The organism is Streptomyces sp. NPDC007025 (genome assembly GCF_042869455.1).
Classification (GTDB): domain Bacteria; phylum Actinomycetota; class Actinomycetes; order Streptomycetales; family Streptomycetaceae; genus Streptomyces.
On the sequence record NZ_JBIAFT010000002.1, the window covers coordinates 199141 to 221694 of the forward strand.

Here is a 22554-nt window from a genome sequence, read left to right on the forward strand (position 1 = left end):
ACGGAGCAGCATAGCGGCGTCGGCCCGGCAGGTCTGGACAACGTTGTCAGATCACGGAAGTCTTGCAAGACTTGTGCGGTCCGCCCCGCGCACCGTGCGGGCCCGCCCCCGCACGCGCAGGAGCCGACCGCCCATGCCCAACGACCTCGTCGCCGCGCTCGACATCGGTGGCACCAAGATCGCGGGTGCCCTGGTGGACAGCGGTGGCGGGCTCCTGGCCCGCACCCAGCGGCCCACCCCCGCGCAGGAGAGCGCCGGGCGGATGGCCGCGACCGTGGACGAGGTGCTCGGTGAACTGACCGCGACCCCCCACTGGTACCGCGTCGGCGCGGTCGGCATCGGCAGCGCGGGCCCTGTGGACGCCAAGGCCGGCACCGTCAGCCCGGTCAACATCCCCGCCTGGCGCGCCCACCCGCTCGTCGCCGGGGTCCGCGCCGGGGCGGGCGGGCTCCCCGTCGCGCTCATCGGCGACGGCCCGGCGATCGCTGCGGCCGAACACTGGCAGGGTGCCGCCAAGGGCCATTCCGACGCCCTGTGCATGGTCGTCTCGACGGGCGTCGGCGGGGGCCTGATCCTGGGAGGCGCCCTCCACCCGGGGCCCACCGGGAACGCCGGGCACATCGGGCACATCAGCGTCGACATGGACGGGGCCCTGTGCCCCTGCGGCTCCTACGGCTGCGTCGAGACCGTCGCCAGCGGCACCAACATCGCGCGCCGCGCCCTGGAGGCGGGCTGGCGTCCCGGACCCGACCAGGACGCCACCGCCGCGGGCGTGGCCGTCGCCGCCCGCGCGGGCGACCCGCCCGCCCGCGCCGCCTTCGAACGGGCCGCTCGCGCCCTGGCGGCCGCCATCGCCGCCACCGCCGCCCTCGTCGAGGTCGAGATCGCGGTCGTCGGCGGCGGTGTGGCCCGCGCGGGCGAGGTGCTCTTCACCCCGCTGCGTACGGAGCTCAAGCGGTACGCGACCCTGCCCTACGTCCAGGACCTCGCACTGGCCCCTGCCGCCACCGGTACCGACGCCGGGCTGATCGGCGCGGGGGCCGCGGGCTGGAAACTGCTGGAGACCGGCGCGGTCTGAGCCGCCCCCGGCCGCGGGTCCGGGTCAGGGGAGCCGGTCCGGCCCTCCGGTACCGAGTCCTCCGTCGGCAGGCCCCGCGTGCCCGGTCCCCGGGGCGTGGTGCTCCGGGCCGGCGGAGGCCGGAGGGCGCGGCTCCGCCGCTGCGGCGCGGGCGTACGCCGCGGGGGAGACACCCACCGCGGCGGTGAAGTCGCGGATGAGATGGGACTGGTCGCTGTAGCCGAGTTCGGCGGCGAGCCGGGCCCAGTCGGTCCCGGGGCCGTCGGCGCGCTCCATCGCCTCATGGACCCGGTACCGCAGGATCGTCCACTTCGGAGTGACCCCGACGTACGTGGCGAACAGCCGCTGGAGACTCCGCACGGAGCGGCCTCCGGCCGCGGCGAGGTGCTCGACCCGCAGCACCGAGCGGTCCGTGCGCACCCGGTGCACCAGGGCCATGGCCTCTTCGGCCGCAGGGTCGGCGGCAGGGCGCAGGGAGAGCAGGAAGGCGTCGAGCGCGGCCACCCGCGCTCCCTCCCGGTCCGGGGCCAGCACCCGGGCCGGCAGCGCGGCGCCGTCCGGGCCGAACGCCTCGTCGAGCGCGAGCCCTCCACCGGTGAGCTGCGCGAGGGGGCGGGGCACGGGCAGGAAGGGCCGGAACCCGCCGGGCCGGAACTGCACCCCGACAACCCGTCCGACGGACTCGAGTTCGGTGGCGAACACGCCGGTGCCCACCCCGTACAGCAGCCCCGTCGCCGGTGTCGCGTCCGCAGGGCCGCGCCGCTCGAGGACGAGGTTGACGCACGGGTGCGGTACGACCCGGGCGACGTAGGGCCGCTCCAGATTCCAGTCGATCAGCCAGTAGTGCTCGATCCACCGGCGCAGCGGTTCGGCCGGGAGCCTGCGCCGGAAGTCGACCCGCGCCAGCAGGCCGGGGGGCTGCACGATGCCCCGGGTGTCCCGGCGGGGGGCATCGCCCTCGCCGGTGCTCCCGCTCCTTGGCGGAGCGCTGCGACCTGCCATGACGCGGATCCTATGTCGTGTTTGTTCAAGTCGCCGCCGCGGGCCCGGCCTAGCGTGGCGGCATGGCGAACACGATCTCCCCTCTCATCGACAGCGCGGCCCGTGCGACCGACCCCGTGGTCCGCGGGGTGCGGGACGAGCAGTTGGGCCTGCCCACGCCGTGTGCCGACTACGATGTGCGGGACCTGCTCAACCACCTCTTCCATGTCGTCATCGAATTCCAGGAGCTGGCCGGCCGGGGCACCGCGGACTTCAGCAGCACCCCTGACCGGCTCGCGGGGGACTGGCGCGCCCGCTTCCGCGCGGAGACGGTCGAGCTGGCGTCGGCGTGGTCGGCCCCCGACGCACTGGAGGGTGTCTCCCAGGGCATGGGGCTGCCGCAGCGCACCGTCGCGCACATGGTGATGGGCGATCTGCTGGTGCACGGCTGGGACCTCGCCCGCGCGACGGACCAGGACTACCGGCCCGATCCGGCCGTGCTCGACGAAGCCGGGCCCGCCTTCGCGGAGATGGCGCCCATGGCCCGCAAGGCAGGGGTCTTCGGCGAGGAGATCCCGCCGCCTCCTGGTGCCACTCCCTTCGAACGGCTGCTCATGCTCTCCGGTCGCGACCCCGGCTGGTCCCCCCGCTGACGCCGCCCCGGATACCTCCGTCCGTCGATGCCGTTCCCCCTTCCCAGGGGTCGCACGCGCCTGCCATACGCGCCGGGGCGCGGGCGCCGTGCCTCGTTCAGCGCCGGGAGAGCCGCCCCGGCGCGTTTCCCGCACCGGGTGATGCGGGCAACTGAACGGGGACAACGGATGAGGGGGAAACACCGTGATCGTCTGGCTGAACGGCGCTTTCGGCGCGGGCAAGACCACTGCGGCGTACGAACTCCTGGACCTGCTCCCAGGCAGCACGCTCTACGATCCCGAAGTCATCGGCGCGGAGCTGCGCTGGATGCTGCCGAAGGAACACCTGGCACAGATAGCCGACTTCCAGGACCTGCGCTCGTGGCGGCGGCTCGTGGCGGACACGGCCGCCGCTCTGCTGAGCGAGGTGCCCGGGCCGCTGATCACACCCATGACGCTGCTGCGCCGCGAGTACCGGGACGAGATGTTCGGCGCCTTCGCCGCGCGCCGCATCCCCGTACGGCACCTGCTGCTGCACGCCGAGGAGGCCGTGCTGCGCGAGCGGATCGACACCCGCGCCGCCGCGGACGGCGGCACCACCAGGGCCTGGTGCCTGAGCCATCTGCGTCCCTACCAGGAGGCGCTGCCCTGGATCGAGTCGGAAGCACACACCATCGACACCACCCACCTCGGTCCGCGGCACACCGCCGAGCGCCTCGCCGAGGCGATCGGCGCGGGGGAGGGGGCCGTGGACATCGTGCAGACCCCCGAGCCGACGGCCGAGACGGTCGCGGCCGGGATCCTGCTGTTCGACGACCGCGACCGGGTGCTGCTCGTCGACCCGACCTACAAGCCCGGCTGGGAGTTCCCCGGCGGCGTCGTGGAGCGCGGGGAGGCCCCCAGCGCCGCCGGAGTGCGCGAGGTGTTCGAGGAACTCGGGCTGCGGCTGACCGGTGAGCTCGGGCTGCTCGTCGCCGACTGGGAAGCGCCGCGCCCACCGGGGTTCGGCGGGATGCGGCTCCTCTTCGACGGCGGACGGCTCGCCCCGGGAGAGGCCGCTGCTCTCCTGCTGCCCAGCGCCGAACTCCGCGGCTGGCGGTTCGTCACCGAGGACGAGGCCGCGGAACTGCTGCCTCCGGTGCGGCTGGAGCGGCTCCGCTGCGCTCTGCGGGCCCGCCGTGCGGGACAGCCGCTGTACCTGGAGGGCGGCGTCCCGACCGGCGCGGCCGATCCGGGCAGGCTGCTGCGCTGAGCCGGGCGTCCCTTCCCCGCCCGGCGGCCCTCGGCGGACCCGGACCCGGACCCGGACCCGGAGCCGGGTCCGCGGCGGCCTCCGTCGGACCCGCCTCCGGGCCGGACCCGCCGCGGACGCCAGGGGTTCGGGCCTGCGCCCGGGCCCGGGCTCAGGCCCCTGCGGCCTGTTCCGCGTAGCCGCGCAGGAACAGCGCCTCGGCCACCGCCATCCGCTCCAGTTCGCGCGGGTCCACGCTCTCGTTGACGGCGTGGATCTGCGCCTCCGGCTCGCTCAGACCGACGAGCAGGATCTCCGCGTCCGGGTAGAGCGCGTCCAGCGCGTTGCACAGCGGGATCGAGCCGCCCATCCCCGCGACCTGCATCTCCTGCCCGTCGTAGGCCGTGCTCAGTGCCGCGGCCATCGCGGTGTACGCCGGGCTGGAGGTGTCGGCGGTGAAGGGCTGGCCCTTGCCCACGACCTCCGTCGACACCCGCGCCCGCCACGGCACGTGCGACTCCACATGCGCCATCAGCAGTTCGATGGCCTGCTCCACATCCGCGCCCGGCGGGATCCGCAGTGAGACCAGCGCACGTGCCGATGCGTGCACCGAGGGGGTCGCACCGACCACGGGCGGGCAGTCGATGCCCAGGACCGTCACCGCGGGCCGTGCCCACAGCCGGTCGGCGACGGTCCCGCCGCCGCTCAGAGCGACCCCGTCCAGCACCTTCGCGTCCCGTCGGAAGTCGTCCTCCGGGTATCCCATCCCCTCCCACCGGGCGTCCGCCGCCAGGCCGTCGACGACGGTGTTGCCCTCGGCGTCCCGCAGCGAGTCCAGCGTACGGAGCAGCGCCGCCAGTGCGTCCGGCGCCGCGCCGCCGAACAGCCCCGAGTGCAGATTGCCCTCCAGGGTGTCCACCTGGACCCGCAGCAGGGCCATACCGCGCAGGGAAGCCGTCACGGTCGGCAGGCCGCAGCGGAAGTTGCCCGCGTCCCCGATGACGATGGTGTCGGCCGCCAGCAGTTCGGGGTGCTGCCGCGCGTAGTGCTCCAGACCGCCGGTGCCCTGCTCCTCGGAGCCCTCCACGATCATCTTCACCGATACGGGCAGTCCGCCGTTCTCCCGCACGGCCCGCAGGGCCAGCAGGTGCATGATGAACCCGCCCTTGCAGTCCGCCGCACCCCGTCCGTACCAGCGGCCGTCGGCGCCGTCGGTGAGCTCGAACGGCGGCGTGTGCCAGGCCGCTTCGTCCAGCGGCGGCTGGACGTCGTAGTGCGCGTACAGCAGCACCGTGGGAGCTCCCGCCGGGCCGGGCAGGAATCCGTACACGGAACGGGTGCCGTCGGGCGTCTCGAGGGCGGCCACGTCCTGGAAGCCCTCGGCGCGCAGCGCCTCCGCGACCCAGTCGGCCGCGCCTTCGCACTCGCTCCTGGGGAACTGCTCCGGATCCGCCACCGAGCGGAAGGCCACCAGTTCGGCGAGCTCCGTCCGCGCCCGTGGCATCAGCGAGGCCACCGTCGCGGCCACTCCCCGTCCGGCACCGGCACCGGAGCCCGGTGCGGCCGGTCCGGAGTACCCGGAGGAAGCAGACGAAGCAGATGAGTGAGGCATAGCCGTCGGGTCGGACGGAGGGTGCTGCATGGGAACGCTCCTTGTGGGCGCGACGTTGGCACACGTGTACGGAGACATGTGTATCGCACATGGGCGGGCCCGTAGGATGCGGTGGGCCATCCGTACGCCGAGGTCAAGCGGGAGCACAACACATCGTGAGCAGCGAGCACGCAGCCGGGAACGAGGACGTCGAGCCTGCGGAGAACTCCGGGGCGGATCCGGCGGACCAGCCCGTCGAAGGGAGCGCGGCCGGCGGCGAGGAGCGCCCCGTCTGGGACGTGGTCGTGGTCGGCGCCGGGCCCGCCGGAGCCTCCGCCGCCTACGCGGCCGCGGTCGCGGGCCGCAGCGTGCTGCTGCTGGAGAAGGCCGAACTGCCCCGGTACAAGACCTGCGGCGGCGGCATCATCGGCCCGTCCCGCGACGCGCTGCCCCCCGGCTTCGACCTGCCGCTTCGGGAGCGGGTGCACGCAGTGACCTTCGCGCTCAACGGCAAACTGTCCCGTACCCGGCGCTCGCGCAACATGCTCTTCGGGCTCGTCAACCGCGACGAGTTCGACAACGGCCTGGTCGAGTCCGCCGTCAAGGCCGGTGCGGAGATCCGTACCGGTGCCTCGGTCTCCCGGGTCGAGCAGCACGGCCCGGCCGTGCCCGACCGACGCACGGTCGCCGTCGTGCTGGCGGGTGAGGAGCAGCCGGTCCTCGCCCGCGCCGTGGTCGGCGCCGACGGCAGTGCCAGCAGGATAGGCGCCCACGTCGGGGTCCGGATGGACCAGGTCGATCTCGGCCTGGAGGCCGAGATCCCGGTCCCGGAGAGCGTCGCGGAGGACTGGGCCGGGCGGGTGCTGGTGGACTGGGGCCCGCTGCCCGGGAGTTACGGCTGGGTCTTCCCCAAGGGCGACACCCTCACCGTGGGCGTCATCTCGGCACGCGGCGAGGGCGCTGCCACCAAGCGCTACCTCGACGACTTCATCGGCCGCCTCGGTCTGGCCGGTTTCGAGCCCCGCGTCTCCTCCGGCCATCTGACCCGCTGCCGGGCCGAGGACTCGCCGCTCTCCCGCGGCCGCGTGCTGGTCTGCGGGGATGCGGCCGGCCTGCTGGAGCCCTGGACCCGCGAGGGCATCTCTTTCGCGCTGCGCTCGGGGCGCCTGGCGGGGGAGTGGGCCGTCCGGATCGCCGAGGCGCACGACGCGGTGGACGCGCGCCGGCAGGCCCTCAACTACGCCTTCGCGATCAAGGCCGGTCTCGGCGTCGAGATGGCCGTGGGACGGCGGCTGCTGCGGATCTTCTCCCGCCGCCCCGGGGTCTTCCACGCCGCGCTCACCGGATTCCGCCCCGCGTGGAACGTCTTCGCCCGCTTCGCCCGCGGCGCCACCTCCCTGGCCGAGGTCGTCCGGGTCCACCCGCTCGCCCGGCGGGCGCTGGACACCTTCGACCGCCGCGAGGCCGCAGAGGCCCGGGCGGCGGACGGCGCGTCCGCATCCGGGGCGGCGGACTCCGCGTCCAAAACCGGCGGCGACACCCCCGGCGGCCACGAGGGTCGGGACGACGGTGACGGCGGCGGGGGCGACGAGCCGGCCGCGGGAGGCCGTCAGGCGTAGCCGCGCGACCGCCTCGGGAGCACGGTCCCGCTGCCGGCGACCCCCGGTGCCGTGGGTACGGCGCCCCCCGGCACCGGCGGGGGCCCGGGGGCCGGGGGGCGTCGCCCCGGGCCCCACGGCAGGCATGGGTCCAGGTCGACTCCGTGCTCCGTTGCCGGGTCGGTGGTCTGCGGAGGCTGGGGCTGCGGAGGCCCGGTCGGCTGCGGGGCCCGCTGGAGGGTGCGCACTACGGGGTGCCCCGAGCGGTGACGCGTGGCCTACGGAACGTACGGTCCCCTTGCGCCCGGCGGTTGCGCCCCTCAGTCGGTCAGGGTGAGCCGGAAGACGGGATGGCGGTCCGCCACCGCCCGGATCTCCTCGTCGGAGGAGTCCGGGCCCACCTGGAAGAACGCCCCGACCTCCCACTTCCACTTGCGCAGATAGGCCCGCAGGATCTCCGGCTTCTCCGCGTCGGGCACCTCGGCGGCGGTGAAGTGCCGGCCCTGTCGGCCGTGGAACAGCTCGCCGCCACCCGCGGCCCGCATGTTGCGCGTCCACTGGACGTGCCCGCGAGCCGCGACCAGGTAGAGCCCTCCCTCGTGCCGGAGCGGGTTGACCGGTGTGCGGCGCCACTCGCCGCTCTTGCGGCCCTTGACCGCCAGTACACGTGAACCCACCAGGCTGACACCCCTCCTGGAGAGCCAGGAGACGGTTCGGTTCAGCACCTTGTTGGTGAACCAGCCGGGGCGCTTGACGTACGGCTCGGGTGACATCGGTGTCCTCCGTCGAGGAGTGGTCGGGTGGGCGGGAAGCGGACCAGCAGGGTGGTCAGTCGTTGAATCGGTGATCCGAATTGAGAGCACTGCTCTCGTCGTGAAGCAGTGTTGCACTTCTAGTGCTCCAAAACAAGAGCAGTGCTCTCGTGGAGGGGGGGGCGGGCCTCGGGGCCCCGGAGCTCACCCTCCTGACGCTGCGGGCAACTCCACGGTGATCCGGAGCCCCCCCGCCGCGCGCGGGGTGAGGGTGAGGGTTCCCTCGTGCGCCTCGGTCACGGTCTTGACGATGGCCAGTCCCAGCCCGACGCCGGCCTGGTCGGTGCGGACGCGCTCGGTGCCGCGCCGGAAGGGTTCGGTGAGGGTCGCGACCAGTTGCGGGGTGAGCCGCTCCCCGGAGTTCTCGACGGTGAGCACCACGGACCCGGGCCGGACGCCGGTGTGCACCCGCACGGTGCCTCCTTCCTGGCCCTCTTCCGGCACGTTGTGGACGATCGCGTTGTGCACGAGGTTCGTGGTGAGCTGCAGCAGGAGCGCGGGCGAACCGCTCGTGCGGGCGATGTCGCCGCTGGTCTCCAGGGTGACGCCGTGCTTCTCCGCGAGCAGGTGCAGCGCTTCGGCTGCTTCTTCCGCGACGAGGGACAGGTCGACGTCCTCCCGGGTGAAGGACCCCCGGCTGGCCCGGCTGAGCAGCAGCAGTGCCTCGGTGAGGTCGATGGCCCGGGTGTTGACGGTGTGCAGGCGGTCGACGAGCTCCCCGGTGTCGTGGTGCGGATCGGCGCGGGCGACGTCGATGAGCGTCTTCGAGATCGCCAGCGGGGTACGCAGTTCGTGCGAGGCGTTGGCGGCGAACCTCCGCTGTTCCGCGACGTGTGCTTCGAGCTGCGCGAGCATCGTGTCGAAGGCGTCGGCGAGTTCGCGGAACTCGTCCCGGCGGCCCGGCAGCCGGATCCGGTGGGACAGCGATCCGGCCGCTGCCGTGCGGGTGGCATGGGTGATGCGGTCCAGCGGGGCGAGCATGCGTCCGGCGAGGACCCATCCGCCCAGGAGCCCGAACACCAGGAGGAACACCATGACAGCGGCTGCCGTCGGGGCGAAGTCGCGCACGAAGAGGGTGCCCGGCGTGAGTCGTACCGCCCCCGATTCATTGGTCTGCAGCCATCCCTGCCGCAGCAGGAACACTCCCACGACGACGACGAGCAGCAGGGCGCCGGCGAGCATGAGGAATCCGGCGTAGCTGAGGGTGAGTTTGAGGCGGACGCTCAAGCCGGGCTGCCTAACCACGGCCGGCACCACCGTGCCCGGCTGCGGGTGCGGGGTCGATCCGGTAGCCGACGCCCGGCACGGTGGCGATGATCCAGGGTCGGCCGAGGCGCTTGCGCAGCGCGGAGACCGTGATGCGGACAGCGTTGGTGAACGGGTCGGCGTTCTCGTCCCACGCACGCTCCAGCAGCTCCTCGGCGCTGACGACCCCGCCCTCGGCGGCGACGAGGATGTCCAGGACCGCGAACTGCTTGCGGGTGAGGGCGATGTAGCGGTCGTCGCGGTAGACCTCGCGGCGGAACGGATCGAGGCGCAGGCCCGCGATCTGCCGTACCGGAGGCCGGTTGTGGCCGCGCCGCCGGTCGAGGGCTCGCAGTCTGAGCACCAGCTCCAGGAGCTCGAAGGGCTTGGTGAGGTAGTCGTCGGCGCCGAGCTCGAACCCGGATGCCTTGTCGTCGAGGCGGTCGGCGGCGGTGAGCATGAGCACGGGCATGCCGCTGCCGGAGGCGACGATGCGTCTGGTGATCTCGTCGCCGGAAGGGCCGGGAATGTCGCGGTCGAGGACGGCGATGTCGTAGCTGTTGACGCCGAGCAGTTCCATGGCGGTGTCGCCGTCACCGGCGATGTCGGCCGCGATCGCTTCCAGCCGCAGGCCGTCGCGGATCGCATCGGCCAGATAGGGCTCGTCCTCGACGAGCAAGACACGCATGCATCGAGGATATGAGTCGGCACATATCGTCCGCGTATCGAGAATCGCATACGTGCCGGCAACACCCGGTTGTCTTCACTCGAGGTATGTCCCGATTCCAGCCCCCGGCGGGGAAACCGCCCCCTCGCGCTCGCCGGCTGACCGTCGTCGGCCTGACAGCCGTCCTGGCCGCAGCAGCTGTCACCGCGGGAGGCGCCGCCGTTCCCACCTCTCGGACGTCGATGTCCGGGCCGCTCCCGCCCGACTTCTCCCGGTCCTCCACGCCATCCGGGCCGGCCGCCGGCCCCTCGGACTCCACCCCGCCGCGCGGCGGGTCCAGTGGTGTTGCGGGGGTGGCCGACGGTGTCGTCCCCGACGGGGTGACGGTCCTCGACGACACGTATCCGGCCGTGGCCGAACTCGATCCGCAACTGCTCAAGGCTCTGCGCCGGGGGGCGAAGGACGCCGCGAGCGGCGGCGTCACCTTCTACGTCAACAGCGGCGGGCGTTCGCCCGGCTACCAGAACGACCTCCTTCGCAAGGCGGTCGCCCGGTACGGATCCGCGGAGAGGGCCGCCCGCTGGGTGGCCACCGCGGCGAGCTCCCCGCATGTCCAGGGGAAGGCGGTCGACGTCGGAGGGTCCGGTGCGACGGATTGGCTGTCCCGGCACGGTGCCGCCTACGCGCTGTGCCGGATCTACGAGAACGAACCCTGGCACTACGAACTGCGCGCCCGGGCGACCACCGGTGGCTGCCCGCGGAGGTATGCCGACCCCACCCATGACCCGCGCATGCGGCAGTGAGCAGGGAGCCCCGGTGGACAGCGAGAGCACGAATGAGCGGGAGCAGCCGACGATGACACAGGCGGACACGGCGGCGACGACACAGGCGGACACGGCGGTGACCGGAGCGGGCAGTTCAGCGGCCTACGGCGAAGGAACCCGGCCCGAGGGCCGTCCCCGGCCGGGCCCGTGGCGGCGCGGCCCGCTGCTCACGGCGGGTGGGCTGCTGCTCGGCCTGCTTCTGCTGCTGCACGGGCAGCTCACCGACCGGGCCGGGCTGGGCAGCCTGGTGGAGACGTTCCTGCCGTGGTTCGGCCTCTTCGTCCCGGTGCTGCTCGCCGGGGCGCTGCGGCGCCGCTCCGCCTGCGCGGCCGTCGCGTTGCTGTTGCCGGTCACGGCGTGGCTGAACCTGTTCGGCGGGCTGCTCGGCGACAGCTCCCACGGGGGCGGTGACCTCATCGTGGTCAGTCACAACGTCGCCGCCGGGAACCCCGATCCGGTCGGCACCGCCCGTGAACTGGCTGCCTCCGGCGCGGATCTGCTGGCGCTCGAGGAGCTGACCGACCGGGCCGCGGGCAGCTACGGGAAGGAGCTGGCGAAGGAGTACCCGTATCACACCGTGCGGGGCACGGTCGGCTTGTGGAGCAGGCTGCCGCTGTCGGACACCCGGCCGGTCGACGTCCTGCGGGGCGATGCCGGGCCGCTGGCCGAGCAGGCGCGGGCCGAGGGCCCGGAGGAACCGCCCCGCGCGCTGCGCACCACGGTGGCCACGGGGAAGGGGCCGCTGGCCGTGTACGTGGTGCATCTGGGGTCCGTGCGGGTGATGCCCGGGAGCGGCTTCTGGACGGACTCGCGGGACGCGGGTGTGCGGAAGCTCGCCGCGGCCGTCGCCGCCGAGCGCGGCGAGCGGATGCTGGTGCTCGGCGACTTCAACGGCACCATGGACGACCGCGCGTTCGACGGCCTCACCTCCCTGCTGCGCTCCGCCCAGGAGGTCGCCGGGGACGGGTTCGGCTTCAGCTGGCCCGCGAGGTTCCCGATGGCGCGGATCGACCGGATCCTGGTCCGCGGTGTGGAGCCGAAGAGCGCGTGGCTGCTGCCGGCGACGGGCAGCGACCACCGGCCGGTGGCGGCGGGGATCAGCTGGTGAATCCCGGGCAGGTGCGGTCCCCGACCCGCCGGGTGCCATATCGTCGGCGCGTCGGGGACCGCGCCTGCCCGGGATGTTGAGCGGCGCTCTCGCTGCTGTGCACTGCTCGCACACCGGGCGCCGTCGGAGACCGCAGTGTGCCGGGGCGGTGTGTGCGGGCGGTGTGTGGCAATCGGTACGTGCGGGCGGTGAGCGGTGCTCTCGCTGTTGAGCGCTGCTCGCGCAGCTGGCACACTGCTCCGTATGAGCAGGATGCAGGGCGCCCGCCAGCGGGCGCGGGGTGAGATCACCGAAGCGATCAAGGAAGAGGCGCGCCGCCAGCTCGCCGAGCAGGGCGCCTCCCGGCTCTCCCTCCGCGCCGTCGCCCGCGAACTCGGGGTGGCCTCCTCCGCCCTCTACCGCTACTTCCCCAGCCGTGACGACCTGTTGACCGCGCTGATCACGGACGCCTACGACGCGCTGGGGGCAGCGGCCGAGGAGGCGCTCGCCGAAGCCGAGTCGGCAGGAGACACGCACCTCGTCCGCTGGCGCGCCGTCTGCCGCGCCGTCCGCGGCTGGAGCCTGGCGCATCCGCACGAGTACGCGCTGCTCTACGGCTCGCCCGTGCCCGGGTACGCGGCACCGTCCACCACCATCCGGCCGGCCTCCCGCTCCGCTCTGGCGATGCTGACGGTGCTGAGCGACGCCTACGCGGTCGGGGCGCTGCGCGTGCCCGCCCGTGCCGCTGCCGCGCCCGAGCCGGTACTGCGGGACACCGAACGGCTGGTCGCGGAGTTGGGGGTGCCGCTGCCCCCGGCGGTGGCCGCGGAGGCGGTGGCGGCGTGGGCGCAGCTCTTCGGCCTGGTCGGCTTCGAGCTGTTCGGGCAGTTCGCCAACGTGATCGACGCGCGCGACGCGTTCTTCGACCATGCCGCCGAGCGTCTCGCCGACCAGGTGGGCCTCCGACGCTGAGCCGCGCCCCGCTGAGCCTCCGCCCGAACCGCCCGCGTACTCCCCGCGGAGTAGCCGGGACCACCGCGCCCGGCTGACGCCGCGCTGCCCGCGACACGGCTAGCGTGCAGGGCGTGACCAGCACACCCTCCTCCAGCCCGGCCGGCGGCGCCGCGGAACAGCCCGGGGTCGCCGGCCCCGGGACGGCACCGGCCGCGGCACCGGCCGCGGGGACGCGCGGGACACCGGGAACGCCTCCCCCGTGGTGGCCCCGGTTCGGGCCCGGTCCGGGGCAGCGGCGGCACCTTCCCTGGCCCTCCTCGCTCGCCGTTCTCGCGATCCAGCAGGCCGGTTCGGGTTTCGCCGCGCACAACCAGCGGGGCACGGCCGCGGACCTGGATCCCGCGGCCCGGCTGCTGCTGGCGCTCGGGCCGCTTCTGCTGCTGCTGCGCCGGCGCTTCCCGCGGACCGCGGTGTTCGGGACCTCGGCGGTGACGCTGGGGTACCTGGCCGCCGGATACCCCTACGGGCCGGTGCTGCTGAGCGTCGTGGTGGCCGGGTTCGGGGCGCTCGTCGCCGGGTACCGGTACGCGACCTGGGGTGCGCTGGGCATGCTGCTGGTGGGCCGGCTGCTGGCGGCCCACGCCTTCTACCGGTGGCTGCCACCGGGGGAGGACGGTCCGGGGGCCTGGGGAACCGACCTGTTCATGGCCGTCTGGATGGTGGCGCTGTGCACGGCCGGCGAGCTGGCCCGGGTCCGCGTCGCCGAACGGGCGCGGCGGGAACGGGAAGAGGCGGAGGCCGCGCGGCGCAGGGCGGACGAGGAGCGGTTGCGGATCGCCCGCGAGCTGCACGACGTGCTGGCGCACAGCATCTCCGTGATCAACGTCCAGGCGGGTGTCGGGCTCGCGCTCCTCGACTCCGACCCGGAGCAGGCGCGTACCGCGCTCGGCACCATCAAGTCCGCCAGCAAGGAGGCGCTCGGCGAGGTCCGCCAGGTACTCGCGACGCTCCGGACGCCGGGGGACGCGCCTCGGGCGCCGGCACCGGGCCTCGACCGGCTCGGTGAACTGGCCGAGCAGGCCGCGAGCGCCGGGCTGCAGGTGACCACCGGAACCGAGGGCACGCCGGTGCCGCTGGCGCCGGGGATGGACCTGGCGGCGTTCCGCGTCGTCCAGGAAGCGCTCACCAACGTCGTGCGCCACTCCGGCTCGCGCACCGCCCGTGTGCGGGTCCGCTACGGCAGCGGCGTGCTGGAGCTGCGCATCGACGACGACGGCCCGGCCACCGGCTCGGGGCCGACCGGCGGCGGCAACGGGCTGGTGGGGATGCGCGAGCGGATCGCCGCCTTCGGAGGCACCGTCGAGGCGGGACCGCGCGCGGACGGCGGCTTCCGGGTGCGCGCGACGCTTCCGCTGCGCTCCGGCGAGCAGCCGCCGCCGCTACAGTGAGCGCTCCGGCCAACCGAGGAGAGACCGTGATCCGTGTGCTGCTCGCCGACGACCAGGTTCTCGTGCGGGCCGGATTCCGTGCGCTGCTGGACGCGCAGCCCGACATCGCGGTGGCGGGGGAGGCGGCCGACGGCGCGGAGGCGGTCGCGCTGGTACGCGAACACGCTCCCGATCTGGTGCTGATGGACATCCGGATGCCGCTGGTCGACGGCCTGGTGGCCACCAGGCGGATCACCTCCGACCCGGAGCTGAGCGAGGTCAAGGTGGTCATGCTGACGACCTTCGAGCTGGACGAGTACGTCTTCGAGGCGCTGCGTTCGGGAGCCTCGGGGTTCCTCGTCAAGGACACCGAGCCGGACGAACTGCTGCGGGCCGTCCGTGCCGTGGTGGACGGCGACGCGCTGCTGTCGCCCGGCGTCACGCGGCGGCTGATCGAGGAGTTCGCGGCCCGCTCCAAGGAACCGGCCGCGGTCGAGGGGCTGGCCGAACTCACCGAGCGCGAGCGGGAGGTGATGGCGCTGGTGGGGATCGGACTCTCCAACGAGGAGATCGCCCGCCGGCTCGTCGTCTCACCGCTGACCGCCAAGACCCATGTGAGCCGGACGATGGTCAAGCTGGGCGCCCGCGACCGCGCCCAGCTCGTCGTCCTGGCCTACGAGTCCGGCCTGGTGCGCCCGGGCTGGCTCGGCTGAACGCCGCGGCCGCAATCCGCGCGGGGAGCCGGGGCTCCGCGGGGCCGGACTTGCGCGTCGGGCGCGCGGAGCGGACCGGGCCCCGTCATCTGTCCCGTTTGCGGCGCACGTAGAGCTGCTTGCGGACGCGGGCGACCACGGTGCCGTCGGCCGCGGTGACGGTCGACTCGAACCAGGGCAGCGCTTTGGAGCCGTCCGCCGTCGCGGCGCGGATCTCCTCAAGCCGGTCCTCGGTGAGCGTGAAGTCGGCGTAGACGTCGCCGCGTCCGGGGGAGACGAACTCGACCTCCGCGCTCTTGTCCCACACCACATAGTCCGGGCCGAGCTGGTTGACCGCCAGCAGCGCCCAGAAGGGGTCGCTCATGGAGTAGAGCGACCCGCCGAACTGGGTGCCGAAGTAGTTGCGGTTCAGCCGGCCGAGCTTCAGCCGGACCCGGGCGCTGCTCCAGTCGTCGGCGATCTCCAGGACGCGGATGCCCGCGAACCGGTACGGCGGGTACCAGTTCAGGGCGCGCAGCAACCCCTTCGGGGTGCGCAGCACGTGAGCCATGGCCGCGAAGCTACCACGCTGCTACTGCCGAGTAACAGGTGGCGGTGATCACTTCCGCACCGGGGCCGGCACCCGGCCGGAGAGCTGCGGGCCGTCCGGCCGGTGACACCCGCTCACTCCTCCAGGAAGCCGGCGAGCGTCCTCGTCAGCTCCGCGGTGGCGTCCTCCTGGACCAGATGTCCGGCGCCCTCGAGCAGCCGCAGCCGGGCGCCCGGGATCGCCGCGGCCAGCCGGTGCGCGCGGTCGACGGGGATCCAGGCGTCGTCGGTGCCCCAGCAGACGAGGACGGGCAGCGCCAGTTCGCCGTACCGCTGCTCGATCTCGTCGGTCCAGCGCTGGTCGTTCTGAGCGATCTGCCGGTAGAAGGCGCTCCGCCCCGCCGGGTCCAGCCACGGCGCGGCCAGCTGCGCCACGACGTCCCCGGGCAGGCCGGGACCGCCGACGGAGGAGACATACTCGCGTACCAGCGCCGCGTGCAGCGCGGGCGGGAGCTGGGCGAACACCTCGGAGTGCTCGCCCAGCAGCCGATAAGTGGGCGACCCCCAGGGAGCCAGAGCCACGACGTCCACCAGTGCCAGCCGGGAGTAGCGCGCACCGTGCAGCAGGTGCGCGCGCAGGGCGACGGCGCCGCCGAAGTCGTGCGCCACCACGGCGGGCTGCTCCAGACCCCAGTGGTCCAGCAGTTCGGCGAACAGCGCGCCCTGGGCGCGCAGCGACACCTCCTGCCCCGCGTACTTGGCCGAAGCGCCGTATCCGGGCATGTCCCACACATGGACGCGGTGGCGTCCGGCGAGGCTCCTGGCGACGTTCCGCCAGGTGTAGGAGGACCAGGGTGTCCCGTGCAGTAGTACGACGGGCGGCAGCGCGGGGTCGCCCAGGGCGGCCCAGCGTACGGTCCCCAGGGTACTTTCGTAGCTGCGATCCAGCGTCCAGGTGTCGTTCATGCGCACCACTGTGCGGGCCGCGGGGCCGCCGGACCACTGGCTGGAGTGACGATGAACGCAAGGATCCGGCCAGGTGGGGCCCGGCCCGTGCTCACCCGCCCGGCAGCACGGCGCGCCGTGCCGCCGCCGCGGTCAGCGCGGCGGCTCCCGCCAGCACCGCGACCGTCAGCAGCGCCGCCTGCAGCGAGAACCGCTCCGCCAGGAATCCGATCGCCACCGGGCCCAGCAGGATTCCGCCGTATCCGAGCGTGGAGGCCGCTGCCACCCCGCCGGGCCCTGCCAGATCCCCTGCCCGTCCGATGGCGATGGGGAAGATGTTGGCCAGGCCGAGGCCGGTCAGCACGAAACCCGCGAGGACCGCCCACACCGACGGTGCGAGGGTGCCCAGCAGCATGCCGCAGCAGCCCAGCGCCCCGCCCCAGATCAGTACGCGGCCGGGCCCCAGGCGCTCGACCAGCGTCGTGCCGGAGAGCCGCCCCACCGTCATGGCCCCGGCGAAGACCGAGTAGCCGGCGGCGGCGAGGGCCGGGCCGGCGCCCAGGTCGTCCGTCAGGTGCAGCGCGCTCCAGTCGGCCAGCGCTCCCTCGCCGTACGCGGTGCACAGGGCGATCGTCCCCAGGATCGCGACCGCCCGGCGGTCGCGGCGGGGCGGTTCCGGGGCGGGCGCGGGGCCGGTGCCCGCCCGCGGCGTGTCGTGTCCGGGTGCGGGGCCGGCGCGGCGGGGGCGCTGCGGGCGCCGGGCGGCGGTCAGCGGGAAGCGCAGCAGCGGCCGGGCGGCGAGTGCGGCCAGGGCCAGCCCGGCCGCGGCGAGCAGCAGCAGGTGCCGGGTGGGGCTCAATGCGCCCGCCAGCAGGCCGCCCAGGCCCGCACCGAGCATGCCGCCGAGACTGAAGGCGGCGTGGAAGCCCGGCATCGCGGGGCGCTCCAGCGCGGCCACCAGGTCGACCGCGGTGCTGTTGAGGGCGACGTTCATCCCGCCGTACGCGGCGCCGAAGACCAGCAGTACGAGGCCGAGGGCGAGTGGTGAGCGGGTGAGCGGCGGAAGTGCCACGCTGAGGGGCAGCAGGAATCCGCAGCCGAGCAGGACGGGTTGGTTGCCGAAGCGGGTGCACAGCCGTCCGGTCGCCATCATGGTGACCACGGCGCCCGCCGAGAGGCCGAGCAGCGCCAGACCGAGGTCGCTGTCCGAGGCGCCCGTCCGGGCCTTGACGGCGGGGATCCGGACGACCCATCCGGCGAAGAGGAAACCATCGAGAGCGAAGAAGGCGGTCAGGGCGTGGCGGAAGCGGCGCAGGTCCGGATGGTGAGGAGCGGCGGGCGGCCGGCCGCCGCGCTCCTTCGCACCGGCGAGCGCCGACCGTATTTTGTTTAGTGTCGGCACAAAGAGAGAATAGAGGCGTGACCCGCACACGTACAACGAGGTTGGAAAGAGGGCGTTCGGCCCTGGGGCCCGCACTGGAGCTGGTCCACACCGGGCAGGCGCCCACCCGCGCCGTGCTCACGGCCGAACTGGGGGTGACCCGCGCGACCGCGGGAGCCGTCGCCGCCGAACTGGAGGCCCTCGGGCTCATCGCCGTCGACGCCCACCCCGCCGCGCCCGTGGGCAGTCAGGGCCGGCCCTCGCACCGGCTCGCCGTCGACCCCGCGGGACCCGTCGCGCTCGCCGCGCAGATCCACGCGGACGGCTACCGCGCGGCGCTGGTCGGCCTCGGCGGGCGCATCGTCGCCACGGCGCCCGGCTGCGGCACCGTGGACGCCGACCCCGCGCAGGTCATCAGCGAAGTCGTGGCCGCGGGAGCCGAGTTGCTGCGCTCCGGCGGACGCCGCTGCGTGGGCGCGGGACTCGCGGTGCCCTCCGCCGTGGCCGAACCGGAGGGCACCGCGCTCAATCCGCTGCACCTCGCCTGGGAGGCGGGTGCCCCGGTGCGCGACACCTTCCGGGCCTGCCTCGCCGAGGCCGGGGTCACCGGTGCCGACAGCGCCACCGTCACCGGCTTCGCCGCCAACGACCTGAACGTCGCCGCGCTGGCCGAGCACCGGCACGGCGCCGGACGCGGAGCCCGCCACCTGCTCGTCGTCGGTACCGGCCACCACGGCGTGGGCGGCGCGCTCGTGCTGGACGGGCGGCTGCACACCGGAAGTTCGGGCCTGGCCCTGGAGGTCGGCCATCTGACGGTGGACCCGGAGGGCCGCCCCTGCCACTGCGGCAGCCGCGGCTGCCTGGACGTGGAGACCGACCCCGCGGCGTTCCTCGCCGCCGCCGGACGCCCGGCCAGCCCCGGGACCTCCCTGCTCACCCAGGCCGCCGAACTGCTCCGCACGGAGTACGGCACCGACCCCGCGGTCCGCGAGGCGGCCGGCCGCCTCGTCGACCGGCTCGGGCTCGGCCTCGCCGGACTCGTCAACATCCTCAACCCCGACCGCATCGTGCTCGCCGGACTGCACCGCGCCCTGGTCGAGGCCGACGGCGAACGGTTGCGCGGCGTCGTCGCGGACCGCAGCCTGTGGGGACGCAGCGGCGGCGTCCCCGTCCTGCCCAGCGAACTGGCGCACAACTCCCTCGTCGGAGCCGCCGAGTTGGCCTGGCAGCCGGTGCTCGACGACCCGCTCGCGGTGCTGGGGGGATGACCCCCATGCGCATCCGAGCGGGTACCGTACGCGAACTCGGCAGGCTCCGGCAGATCGAACGGGCTGCGGGCCGGTGGTTCCGCGACATCGGCATGCCGGAGATAGCCGACGACGAGCCGCCCACCCGGCAGTGCCTGCGCGCGTTCGCGGAAGCGGGCGGACTGTGGGTCGCCACCGCCCCGGACGGTGGCCCGCCGGTCGCCTACGCGCTGACCGAACCGGTCGACGGCTGCCTGCACATCGAGCAGCTCTCCGTCCACCCGGACCGCGCCCGGCGCGGCATCGGACGCGCCCTCCTCGACCACCTGGCGGCCCGGGCGGCGGCCGAGCGGATACCCGCACTCACCCTCACCACCTTCACCGACGTCCCCTGGAACGCGCCGTACTACGCACGCCTGGGCTTCCGCACCCTCGCCGCGCACGAACTCGGTCCGGAACTGCGCGAGATCCGGTCCCGGGAGACCGCCGCCGGGCTGGACCGCCGGCCCCGGGTGTGCATGCGCCGCGAGTCCGCCGCCCCGAGGCACCGGGACCAGCTCCCGGCGGAGTAGCCCCGCCGGGCGTCCGCCAGCGGAGCAGCCCGGCACCCCCGCGGTACTCCCGGAGAGGTACCCGTACCGCCACCGGCCGTACGACGCCCCGAGCCCCTCCCCGCGCGCAGACTCGGCAGCGCAAGGCACCACCGGCCGCTACCGAGGAGCTGACGATCATGCAGACCCTGGCCCACTGGACCGGCGCGGGGGGACCCGGCCCCTGGATCCTGTTCTTCCCGCTCATCTGGGCCGCCCTCGTCGCGGCCTGCGTCCTCCTGCTGCGCCGCACGGTCCTCCGGGGCCGCCGGGGACCCTGGCAGCGGCGGAGGTACGCCGCGCCCGGCACCGAGAGCCCGCTGGACCTGCTGGACCGGCGCTTCGCGCAGGGCGAGATCGACGAGGACGAGTTCTGGCGGCGCACCTCCGTGCTGGCCGAGAGCAGCCGCGAGCGGCACGCGGAGCGCGCGGGGGGCGGGCGATGAGCCGCACCGCCGCAGCCCGATGACCCTTGCCCTCGACCCTGTGCCGCGGGGGCCGGCTGTGCTCGGCGCGCCGCCCGGCATCGCCGGTACCTTCGTCCTCGCGGTGCCCGCGGGTGCCTGGGAGCCGGCCCTGCTCCCGATCCGGCGGATCCGCAGCCCACTGCGGGCCAGGGCGCGGTGGGAGCCGGTCCGGTGGCCGTCGCCGTGGCCGTACCGGGCGCCTCCCCTTCTCAGCCCGCTGTCGCCGGCTCCACCTCGGCCGGGGGCGGCACCGGGGCCGGACCGGCGGCCGGCTGCCGGGGTGCGGCGGCGTCCCGGGCGGCACGGCCGGTACGGCCCCCGACCGGCGCGGCCGGCTCCGGGGCCGGCACCGGCAGCGAGAACCACACGGTCTTTCCCGATCCGTCGGGCCGGGCCCGCACCCCCCAGCTCTCGCTGAGCGACGCCACCAGGGCGAGGCCGCGCCCGCTGGTGGCCAGCGGCTCGTCGGACGCCGCGCCGCGGACGCGCGGCAGCCGGGGGTCGTGGTCGTGCACCGAGACCGTCAGTCGGTCCCCGACCAGGGACAGTTCCACGGTGCAGTGCTTGTCGGCGGGAGCCGGACCGGCGCCGCCGCCCCGGGGATCCGCGTGCCGGTGGACGTTGGCCAGCAACTCCGTCAGCAGGAGCGCCGCGATGTCCAGGACGGCGTCCAGCCGCCAGTACCGCAGCTGCGCGGAGACGATTCTTCGGACCTGCCCTATGCGCGGGGGCAGCGCCTGGAACTCCACGGCGCAGTGCCGCGCCGGAGCCGGTGCAGGGGTGCTGCTCGGTGGACTGATCACGACTGTGACTCCCTCACGAGGGGCCGCCGGTGGGCGGGGACGGATCACATGTGATGTGCGCTACAGAGCCAGGATGGGAGCGGACCGGCCGCGGCGCAAACGCGCTGCGACGATCCGGTCACGGAACGGCGGCAGGCGGTCGTGTTCACCGGCCCAGCACACCGCGCTCCGCGGCGGCCTTCGCCCGCGCCGTCCGCAGGGCCGACAGCAGACCCTCCCGGTGCTCCTGGCCCAGGCGCAGCAGATAACTTCTGCCGCGCAGCGTCGCCGGTACCTGGTCGCGCAGCCCGTAGCCGCTGATCCGCACCTCGTCGACCGGCGCGCTGTCGATCTCGCTGCCGTAGCTGGTCAGCAGCACCAGCTCCCCGTCCCGCACCAGCACATGGCCGGCCCGGGTGAGGGAGCGGAGCATCCGGCTGATCCCCACCCCAGTCGCGTCGAACTCCGGCTCCGCCACTGCACACCGCCTCCCACCGGCTCCCACCGGATCTGCCCAGCAGAGGTACCGGGGTACCCCCGGGCGGTGCGCGTACACCCCCGGAGAGCCCGACCCCTTGCCGGGAGCATGCCCATGTCCACCGCCGTCTACCGACCCCCCTTTATGATCGGCCTGTGAGCACCACCGAACCCGCCCCTCCCGTCCCCGGCCTCCCCACCCAGGACGTGGACCGCAGCGACCCCGACCGCCGCGGCTGGCTGAAGGAGGCGGTACGCAAGGTGCGGGCCGAGAGCGGCCGCAGCGCCGACACCCACCTGCTCGCCTTCCCGCTGCCGGAGGAGTGGGGCGTCGACCTGTACCTCAAGGACGAGTCGACCCACCCCACCGGCAGCCTCAAGCACCGCCTGGCGCGCTCGCTGTTCCTGCACGCGCTGTGCAACGGCTGGATCCGGCAGGGGCGGCCCGTCATCGAGGCGTCCAGCGGCTCCACCGCGGTGAGCGAGGCATACTTCGCCAAGCTGATCGGCGTCCCGTTCATCGCGGTGATGCCGCGCACGACGAGCAGCGAGAAGACCCGGCTGATCGAGTTCCACGGCGGCACCTGCCACCTGGTGGACGATCCGCGTACCGTCTACGAGGTCTCGGCACGGCTCGCCGCGGAGAGCGGCGGCCACTTCATGGACCAGTTCACCTACGCCGAACGGGCCACCGACTGGCGGGGCAACAACAACATCGCCGAGTCCGTCTACCAGCAGCTCGCCGGGGAGCGGTACCCGGAACCGGCGTGGATCGTCGCCACCGCCGGAACCGGGGGCACCTCGGCGACCTTCGCCCGCTACATCCGCTACATGCAGTACGACACCCGGGTCTGCGTCCCCGACCCGGAGAACTCCTGCTTCTTCGACGGCTGGACGCGCGGCGACCCGGAAGCCACCAGCGACTGCGGCTCGCGGATCGAGGGCATCGGACGGCCCCGGATGGAGCCCAGCTTCGTGCCCGCCGCCGTCGACCGGATGATGAAGGTCCCGGACGCCGCCAGCGTGGCCGCCGTACGGCAGCTGGACCGGGTGCTGGGCCGCAAGGCCGGCGGGTCCACCGGCACCGGGCTGTGGAGCAGCCTGCGGATCGTCGCCCGGATGCTGGCCGCCGGTGAACAGGGCAGCGTCGTCACCCTGCTGTGCGATCCGGGCGAGCGGTATCTGGACAAGTACTACGCCGACTCCTGGCTGGCCCGGCAGGGTCTGGACATCGCTCCCTACACGCGCACCCTGGAGCGGTTCCTGGCCTCGGGGGAGTGGGCGGAGCCGCACTAGC

At 74.1% G+C, this 22554-nt stretch carries 23 protein-coding genes; 13 read left to right on the top strand and 10 right to left on the bottom strand.

Going from position 1 to position 22554, the window contains the following annotated elements; translation table 11 throughout:
• Positions 1 to 133: 133 nt before the first annotated feature.
• On the top strand, positions 134 to 1078 hold the full coding sequence (locus ACFYMO_RS04550) for an ROK family protein (RefSeq protein ID WP_366770128.1): 945 nt from the start codon (positions 134 to 136) through the stop codon (positions 1076 to 1078).
• 24 nt (positions 1079 to 1102) lie between these two features.
• Here the strand turns inward: ACFYMO_RS04550 and ACFYMO_RS04555 are convergent, their stop codons facing one another.
• The gene (locus ACFYMO_RS04555; RefSeq protein ID WP_366770127.1) at positions 1103 to 2080 is read right to left on the bottom strand and encodes a helix-turn-helix domain-containing protein; all 978 of its coding nucleotides are present in this window, start codon (positions 2078 to 2080) and stop codon (positions 1103 to 1105) included.
• A 62-nt stretch (positions 2081 to 2142) separates the two neighbouring features.
• Here ACFYMO_RS04555 and ACFYMO_RS04560 point away from each other — a divergent pair, with 62 nt between their 5' ends.
• Positions 2143 to 2712, top strand: a complete 570-nt coding sequence (locus ACFYMO_RS04560) for a TIGR03086 family metal-binding protein (protein ID WP_388544189.1) — start codon at positions 2143 to 2145, stop codon at positions 2710 to 2712.
• A gap of 184 nt (positions 2713 to 2896) precedes the next feature.
• Positions 2897 to 3943: an NUDIX domain-containing protein gene (locus tag ACFYMO_RS04565; protein ID WP_366770125.1), complete on the top strand. Its 1047-nt coding sequence runs from the start codon at positions 2897 to 2899 to the stop codon at positions 3941 to 3943.
• A gap of 151 nt (positions 3944 to 4094) precedes the next feature.
• Here ACFYMO_RS04565 and ACFYMO_RS04570 read toward each other — a convergent pair whose 3' ends face one another.
• Positions 4095 to 5450: a dipeptidase gene (locus tag ACFYMO_RS04570; RefSeq protein WP_388544192.1), complete on the bottom strand. Its 1356-nt coding sequence runs from the start codon at positions 5448 to 5450 to the stop codon at positions 4095 to 4097.
• A gap of 239 nt (positions 5451 to 5689) precedes the next feature.
• Between ACFYMO_RS04570 and ACFYMO_RS04575 the strand changes: the two genes are divergently transcribed.
• Positions 5690 to 7132, top strand: coding sequence for a geranylgeranyl reductase family protein (locus ACFYMO_RS04575; protein ID WP_388544195.1), 1443 nt, complete (start codon positions 5690 to 5692; stop codon positions 7130 to 7132).
• A gap of 299 nt (positions 7133 to 7431) precedes the next feature.
• Here the strand turns inward: ACFYMO_RS04575 and ACFYMO_RS04580 are convergent, their stop codons facing one another.
• From ACFYMO_RS04580 to ACFYMO_RS04590, 3 genes are all read right to left on the bottom strand, one after another.
• Positions 7432 to 7884, bottom strand: coding sequence for a nitroreductase family deazaflavin-dependent oxidoreductase (locus tag ACFYMO_RS04580; RefSeq protein ID WP_366770123.1), 453 nt, complete (start codon positions 7882 to 7884; stop codon positions 7432 to 7434).
• Positions 7885 to 8067: 183 nt separating this feature from the next.
• On the bottom strand, positions 8068 to 9168 hold the full coding sequence (locus ACFYMO_RS04585; RefSeq protein WP_388544198.1) for a sensor histidine kinase: 1101 nt from the start codon (positions 9166 to 9168) through the stop codon (positions 8068 to 8070).
• Complete coding sequence (locus ACFYMO_RS04590) at positions 9161 to 9856, bottom strand: response regulator transcription factor (protein ID WP_366770121.1); 696 nt, start codon at positions 9854 to 9856, stop codon at positions 9161 to 9163. Before ACFYMO_RS04590 ends, ACFYMO_RS04585 begins: the two co-directional genes overlap by 8 nt.
• A 332-nt stretch (positions 9857 to 10188) precedes the next feature.
• On the opposite strand from ACFYMO_RS04590, the gene ACFYMO_RS04595 reads away from it, so the two are divergent.
• The 5 genes from ACFYMO_RS04595 (at position 10189) to ACFYMO_RS04615 (ending at position 14840) form a co-directional block, all read left to right on the top strand.
• Entirely contained in the window at positions 10189 to 10638 is a 450-nt protein-coding gene (locus ACFYMO_RS04595; protein ID WP_388544201.1) for a M15 family metallopeptidase, read from the top strand.
• A 52-nt stretch (positions 10639 to 10690) separates the two neighbouring features.
• A complete protein-coding gene (locus ACFYMO_RS04600) occupies positions 10691 to 11767 on the top strand; it encodes an endonuclease/exonuclease/phosphatase family protein (RefSeq protein WP_388544628.1) in 1077 nt (358 codons plus the stop codon).
• Between the two features lie 243 nt (positions 11768 to 12010).
• Positions 12011 to 12718 (top strand): TetR/AcrR family transcriptional regulator, encoded by a 708-nt coding sequence (locus tag ACFYMO_RS04605; protein ID WP_366770118.1) that lies wholly within the window; start codon positions 12011 to 12013, stop codon positions 12716 to 12718.
• A gap of 113 nt (positions 12719 to 12831) precedes the next feature.
• Positions 12832 to 14148 (top strand): sensor histidine kinase, encoded by a 1317-nt coding sequence (locus ACFYMO_RS04610; RefSeq protein WP_366770116.1) that lies wholly within the window; start codon positions 12832 to 12834, stop codon positions 14146 to 14148.
• A gap of 26 nt (positions 14149 to 14174) precedes the next feature.
• Positions 14175 to 14840, top strand: coding sequence for a response regulator transcription factor (locus ACFYMO_RS04615; protein WP_366770115.1), 666 nt, complete (start codon positions 14175 to 14177; stop codon positions 14838 to 14840).
• 85 nt (positions 14841 to 14925) lie between these two features.
• Here ACFYMO_RS04615 and ACFYMO_RS04620 read toward each other — a convergent pair whose 3' ends face one another.
• From ACFYMO_RS04620 to ACFYMO_RS04630, 3 genes are all read right to left on the bottom strand, one after another.
• Positions 14926 to 15390, bottom strand: a complete 465-nt coding sequence (locus ACFYMO_RS04620; RefSeq protein ID WP_366770114.1) for a DUF4442 domain-containing protein — start codon at positions 15388 to 15390, stop codon at positions 14926 to 14928.
• Positions 15391 to 15503: 113 nt separating this feature from the next.
• Positions 15504 to 16334 carry an alpha/beta fold hydrolase gene (locus ACFYMO_RS04625; RefSeq protein WP_366770113.1) on the bottom strand — a complete coding sequence of 277 codons (831 nt, stop codon included), beginning with the start codon at positions 16332 to 16334 and terminating at the stop codon, positions 15504 to 15506.
• Positions 16335 to 16425: 91 nt separating this feature from the next.
• Positions 16426 to 17715 carry an MFS transporter gene (locus ACFYMO_RS04630; RefSeq protein WP_366770112.1) on the bottom strand — a complete coding sequence of 430 codons (1290 nt, stop codon included), beginning with the start codon at positions 17713 to 17715 and terminating at the stop codon, positions 16426 to 16428.
• Between the two features lie 17 nt (positions 17716 to 17732).
• Here ACFYMO_RS04630 and ACFYMO_RS04635 point away from each other — a divergent pair, with 17 nt between their 5' ends.
• The 3 genes from ACFYMO_RS04635 (at position 17733) to ACFYMO_RS04645 (ending at position 19977) form a co-directional block, all read left to right on the top strand.
• Positions 17733 to 18962, top strand: a complete 1230-nt coding sequence (locus tag ACFYMO_RS04635; protein WP_366770111.1) for an ROK family protein — start codon at positions 17733 to 17735, stop codon at positions 18960 to 18962.
• A 5-nt stretch (positions 18963 to 18967) separates the two neighbouring features.
• Positions 18968 to 19513, top strand: a complete 546-nt coding sequence (locus tag ACFYMO_RS04640; RefSeq protein ID WP_366770110.1) for a GNAT family N-acetyltransferase — start codon at positions 18968 to 18970, stop codon at positions 19511 to 19513.
• 158 nt (positions 19514 to 19671) lie between these two features.
• Positions 19672 to 19977, top strand: coding sequence for an SHOCT domain-containing protein (locus ACFYMO_RS04645; RefSeq protein ID WP_388544209.1), 306 nt, complete (start codon positions 19672 to 19674; stop codon positions 19975 to 19977).
• Between the two features lie 230 nt (positions 19978 to 20207).
• Here the strand turns inward: ACFYMO_RS04645 and ACFYMO_RS04650 are convergent, their stop codons facing one another.
• Complete coding sequence (locus tag ACFYMO_RS04650; RefSeq protein WP_366770108.1) at positions 20208 to 20801, bottom strand: ATP-binding protein; 594 nt, start codon at positions 20799 to 20801, stop codon at positions 20208 to 20210.
• Positions 20802 to 20946: 145 nt separating this feature from the next.
• Positions 20947 to 21258 carry a hypothetical protein gene (locus tag ACFYMO_RS04655; protein WP_019355736.1) on the bottom strand — a complete coding sequence of 104 codons (312 nt, stop codon included), beginning with the start codon at positions 21256 to 21258 and terminating at the stop codon, positions 20947 to 20949.
• Positions 21259 to 21413: 155 nt separating this feature from the next.
• On the opposite strand from ACFYMO_RS04655, the gene ACFYMO_RS04660 reads away from it, so the two are divergent.
• Positions 21414 to 22553, top strand: a complete 1140-nt coding sequence (locus ACFYMO_RS04660; RefSeq protein WP_366770107.1) for a PLP-dependent cysteine synthase family protein — start codon at positions 21414 to 21416, stop codon at positions 22551 to 22553.
• The last annotated feature ends 1 nt before the right edge of the window (position 22554 follow it).

What these genes read in the sequence shown, in the direction of transcription:
- ACFYMO_RS04550 (WP_366770128.1), top strand. Translation starts at nt 134, where the DNA reads ATGCCCAACGACCTCGTCGCCGCGCTCGACATCGGTGGCACCAAGATC.
- ACFYMO_RS04555 (WP_366770127.1), bottom strand. Translation starts at nt 2,080, where the DNA reads ATGGCAGGTCGCAGCGCTCCGCCAAGGAGCGGGAGCACCGGCGAGGGC.
- ACFYMO_RS04560 (WP_388544189.1), top strand. Translation starts at nt 2,143, where the DNA reads ATGGCGAACACGATCTCCCCTCTCATCGACAGCGCGGCCCGTGCGACC.
- ACFYMO_RS04580 (WP_366770123.1), bottom strand. Translation starts at nt 7,884, where the DNA reads ATGTCACCCGAGCCGTACGTCAAGCGCCCCGGCTGGTTCACCAACAAG.
- ACFYMO_RS04590 (WP_366770121.1), bottom strand. Translation starts at nt 9,856, where the DNA reads ATGCGTGTCTTGCTCGTCGAGGACGAGCCCTATCTGGCCGATGCGATC.
- ACFYMO_RS04600 (WP_388544628.1), top strand. Translation starts at nt 10,691, where the DNA reads ATGACACAGGCGGACACGGCGGCGACGACACAGGCGGACACGGCGGTG.
- ACFYMO_RS04605 (WP_366770118.1), top strand. Translation starts at nt 12,011, where the DNA reads ATGAGCAGGATGCAGGGCGCCCGCCAGCGGGCGCGGGGTGAGATCACC.
- ACFYMO_RS04620 (WP_366770114.1), bottom strand. Translation starts at nt 15,390, where the DNA reads ATGGCTCACGTGCTGCGCACCCCGAAGGGGTTGCTGCGCGCCCTGAAC.
- ACFYMO_RS04625 (WP_366770113.1), bottom strand. Translation starts at nt 16,334, where the DNA reads ATGAACGACACCTGGACGCTGGATCGCAGCTACGAAAGTACCCTGGGG.
- ACFYMO_RS04640 (WP_366770110.1), top strand. Translation starts at nt 18,968, where the DNA reads ATGCGCATCCGAGCGGGTACCGTACGCGAACTCGGCAGGCTCCGGCAG.
- ACFYMO_RS04645 (WP_388544209.1), top strand. Translation starts at nt 19,672, where the DNA reads ATGCAGACCCTGGCCCACTGGACCGGCGCGGGGGGACCCGGCCCCTGG.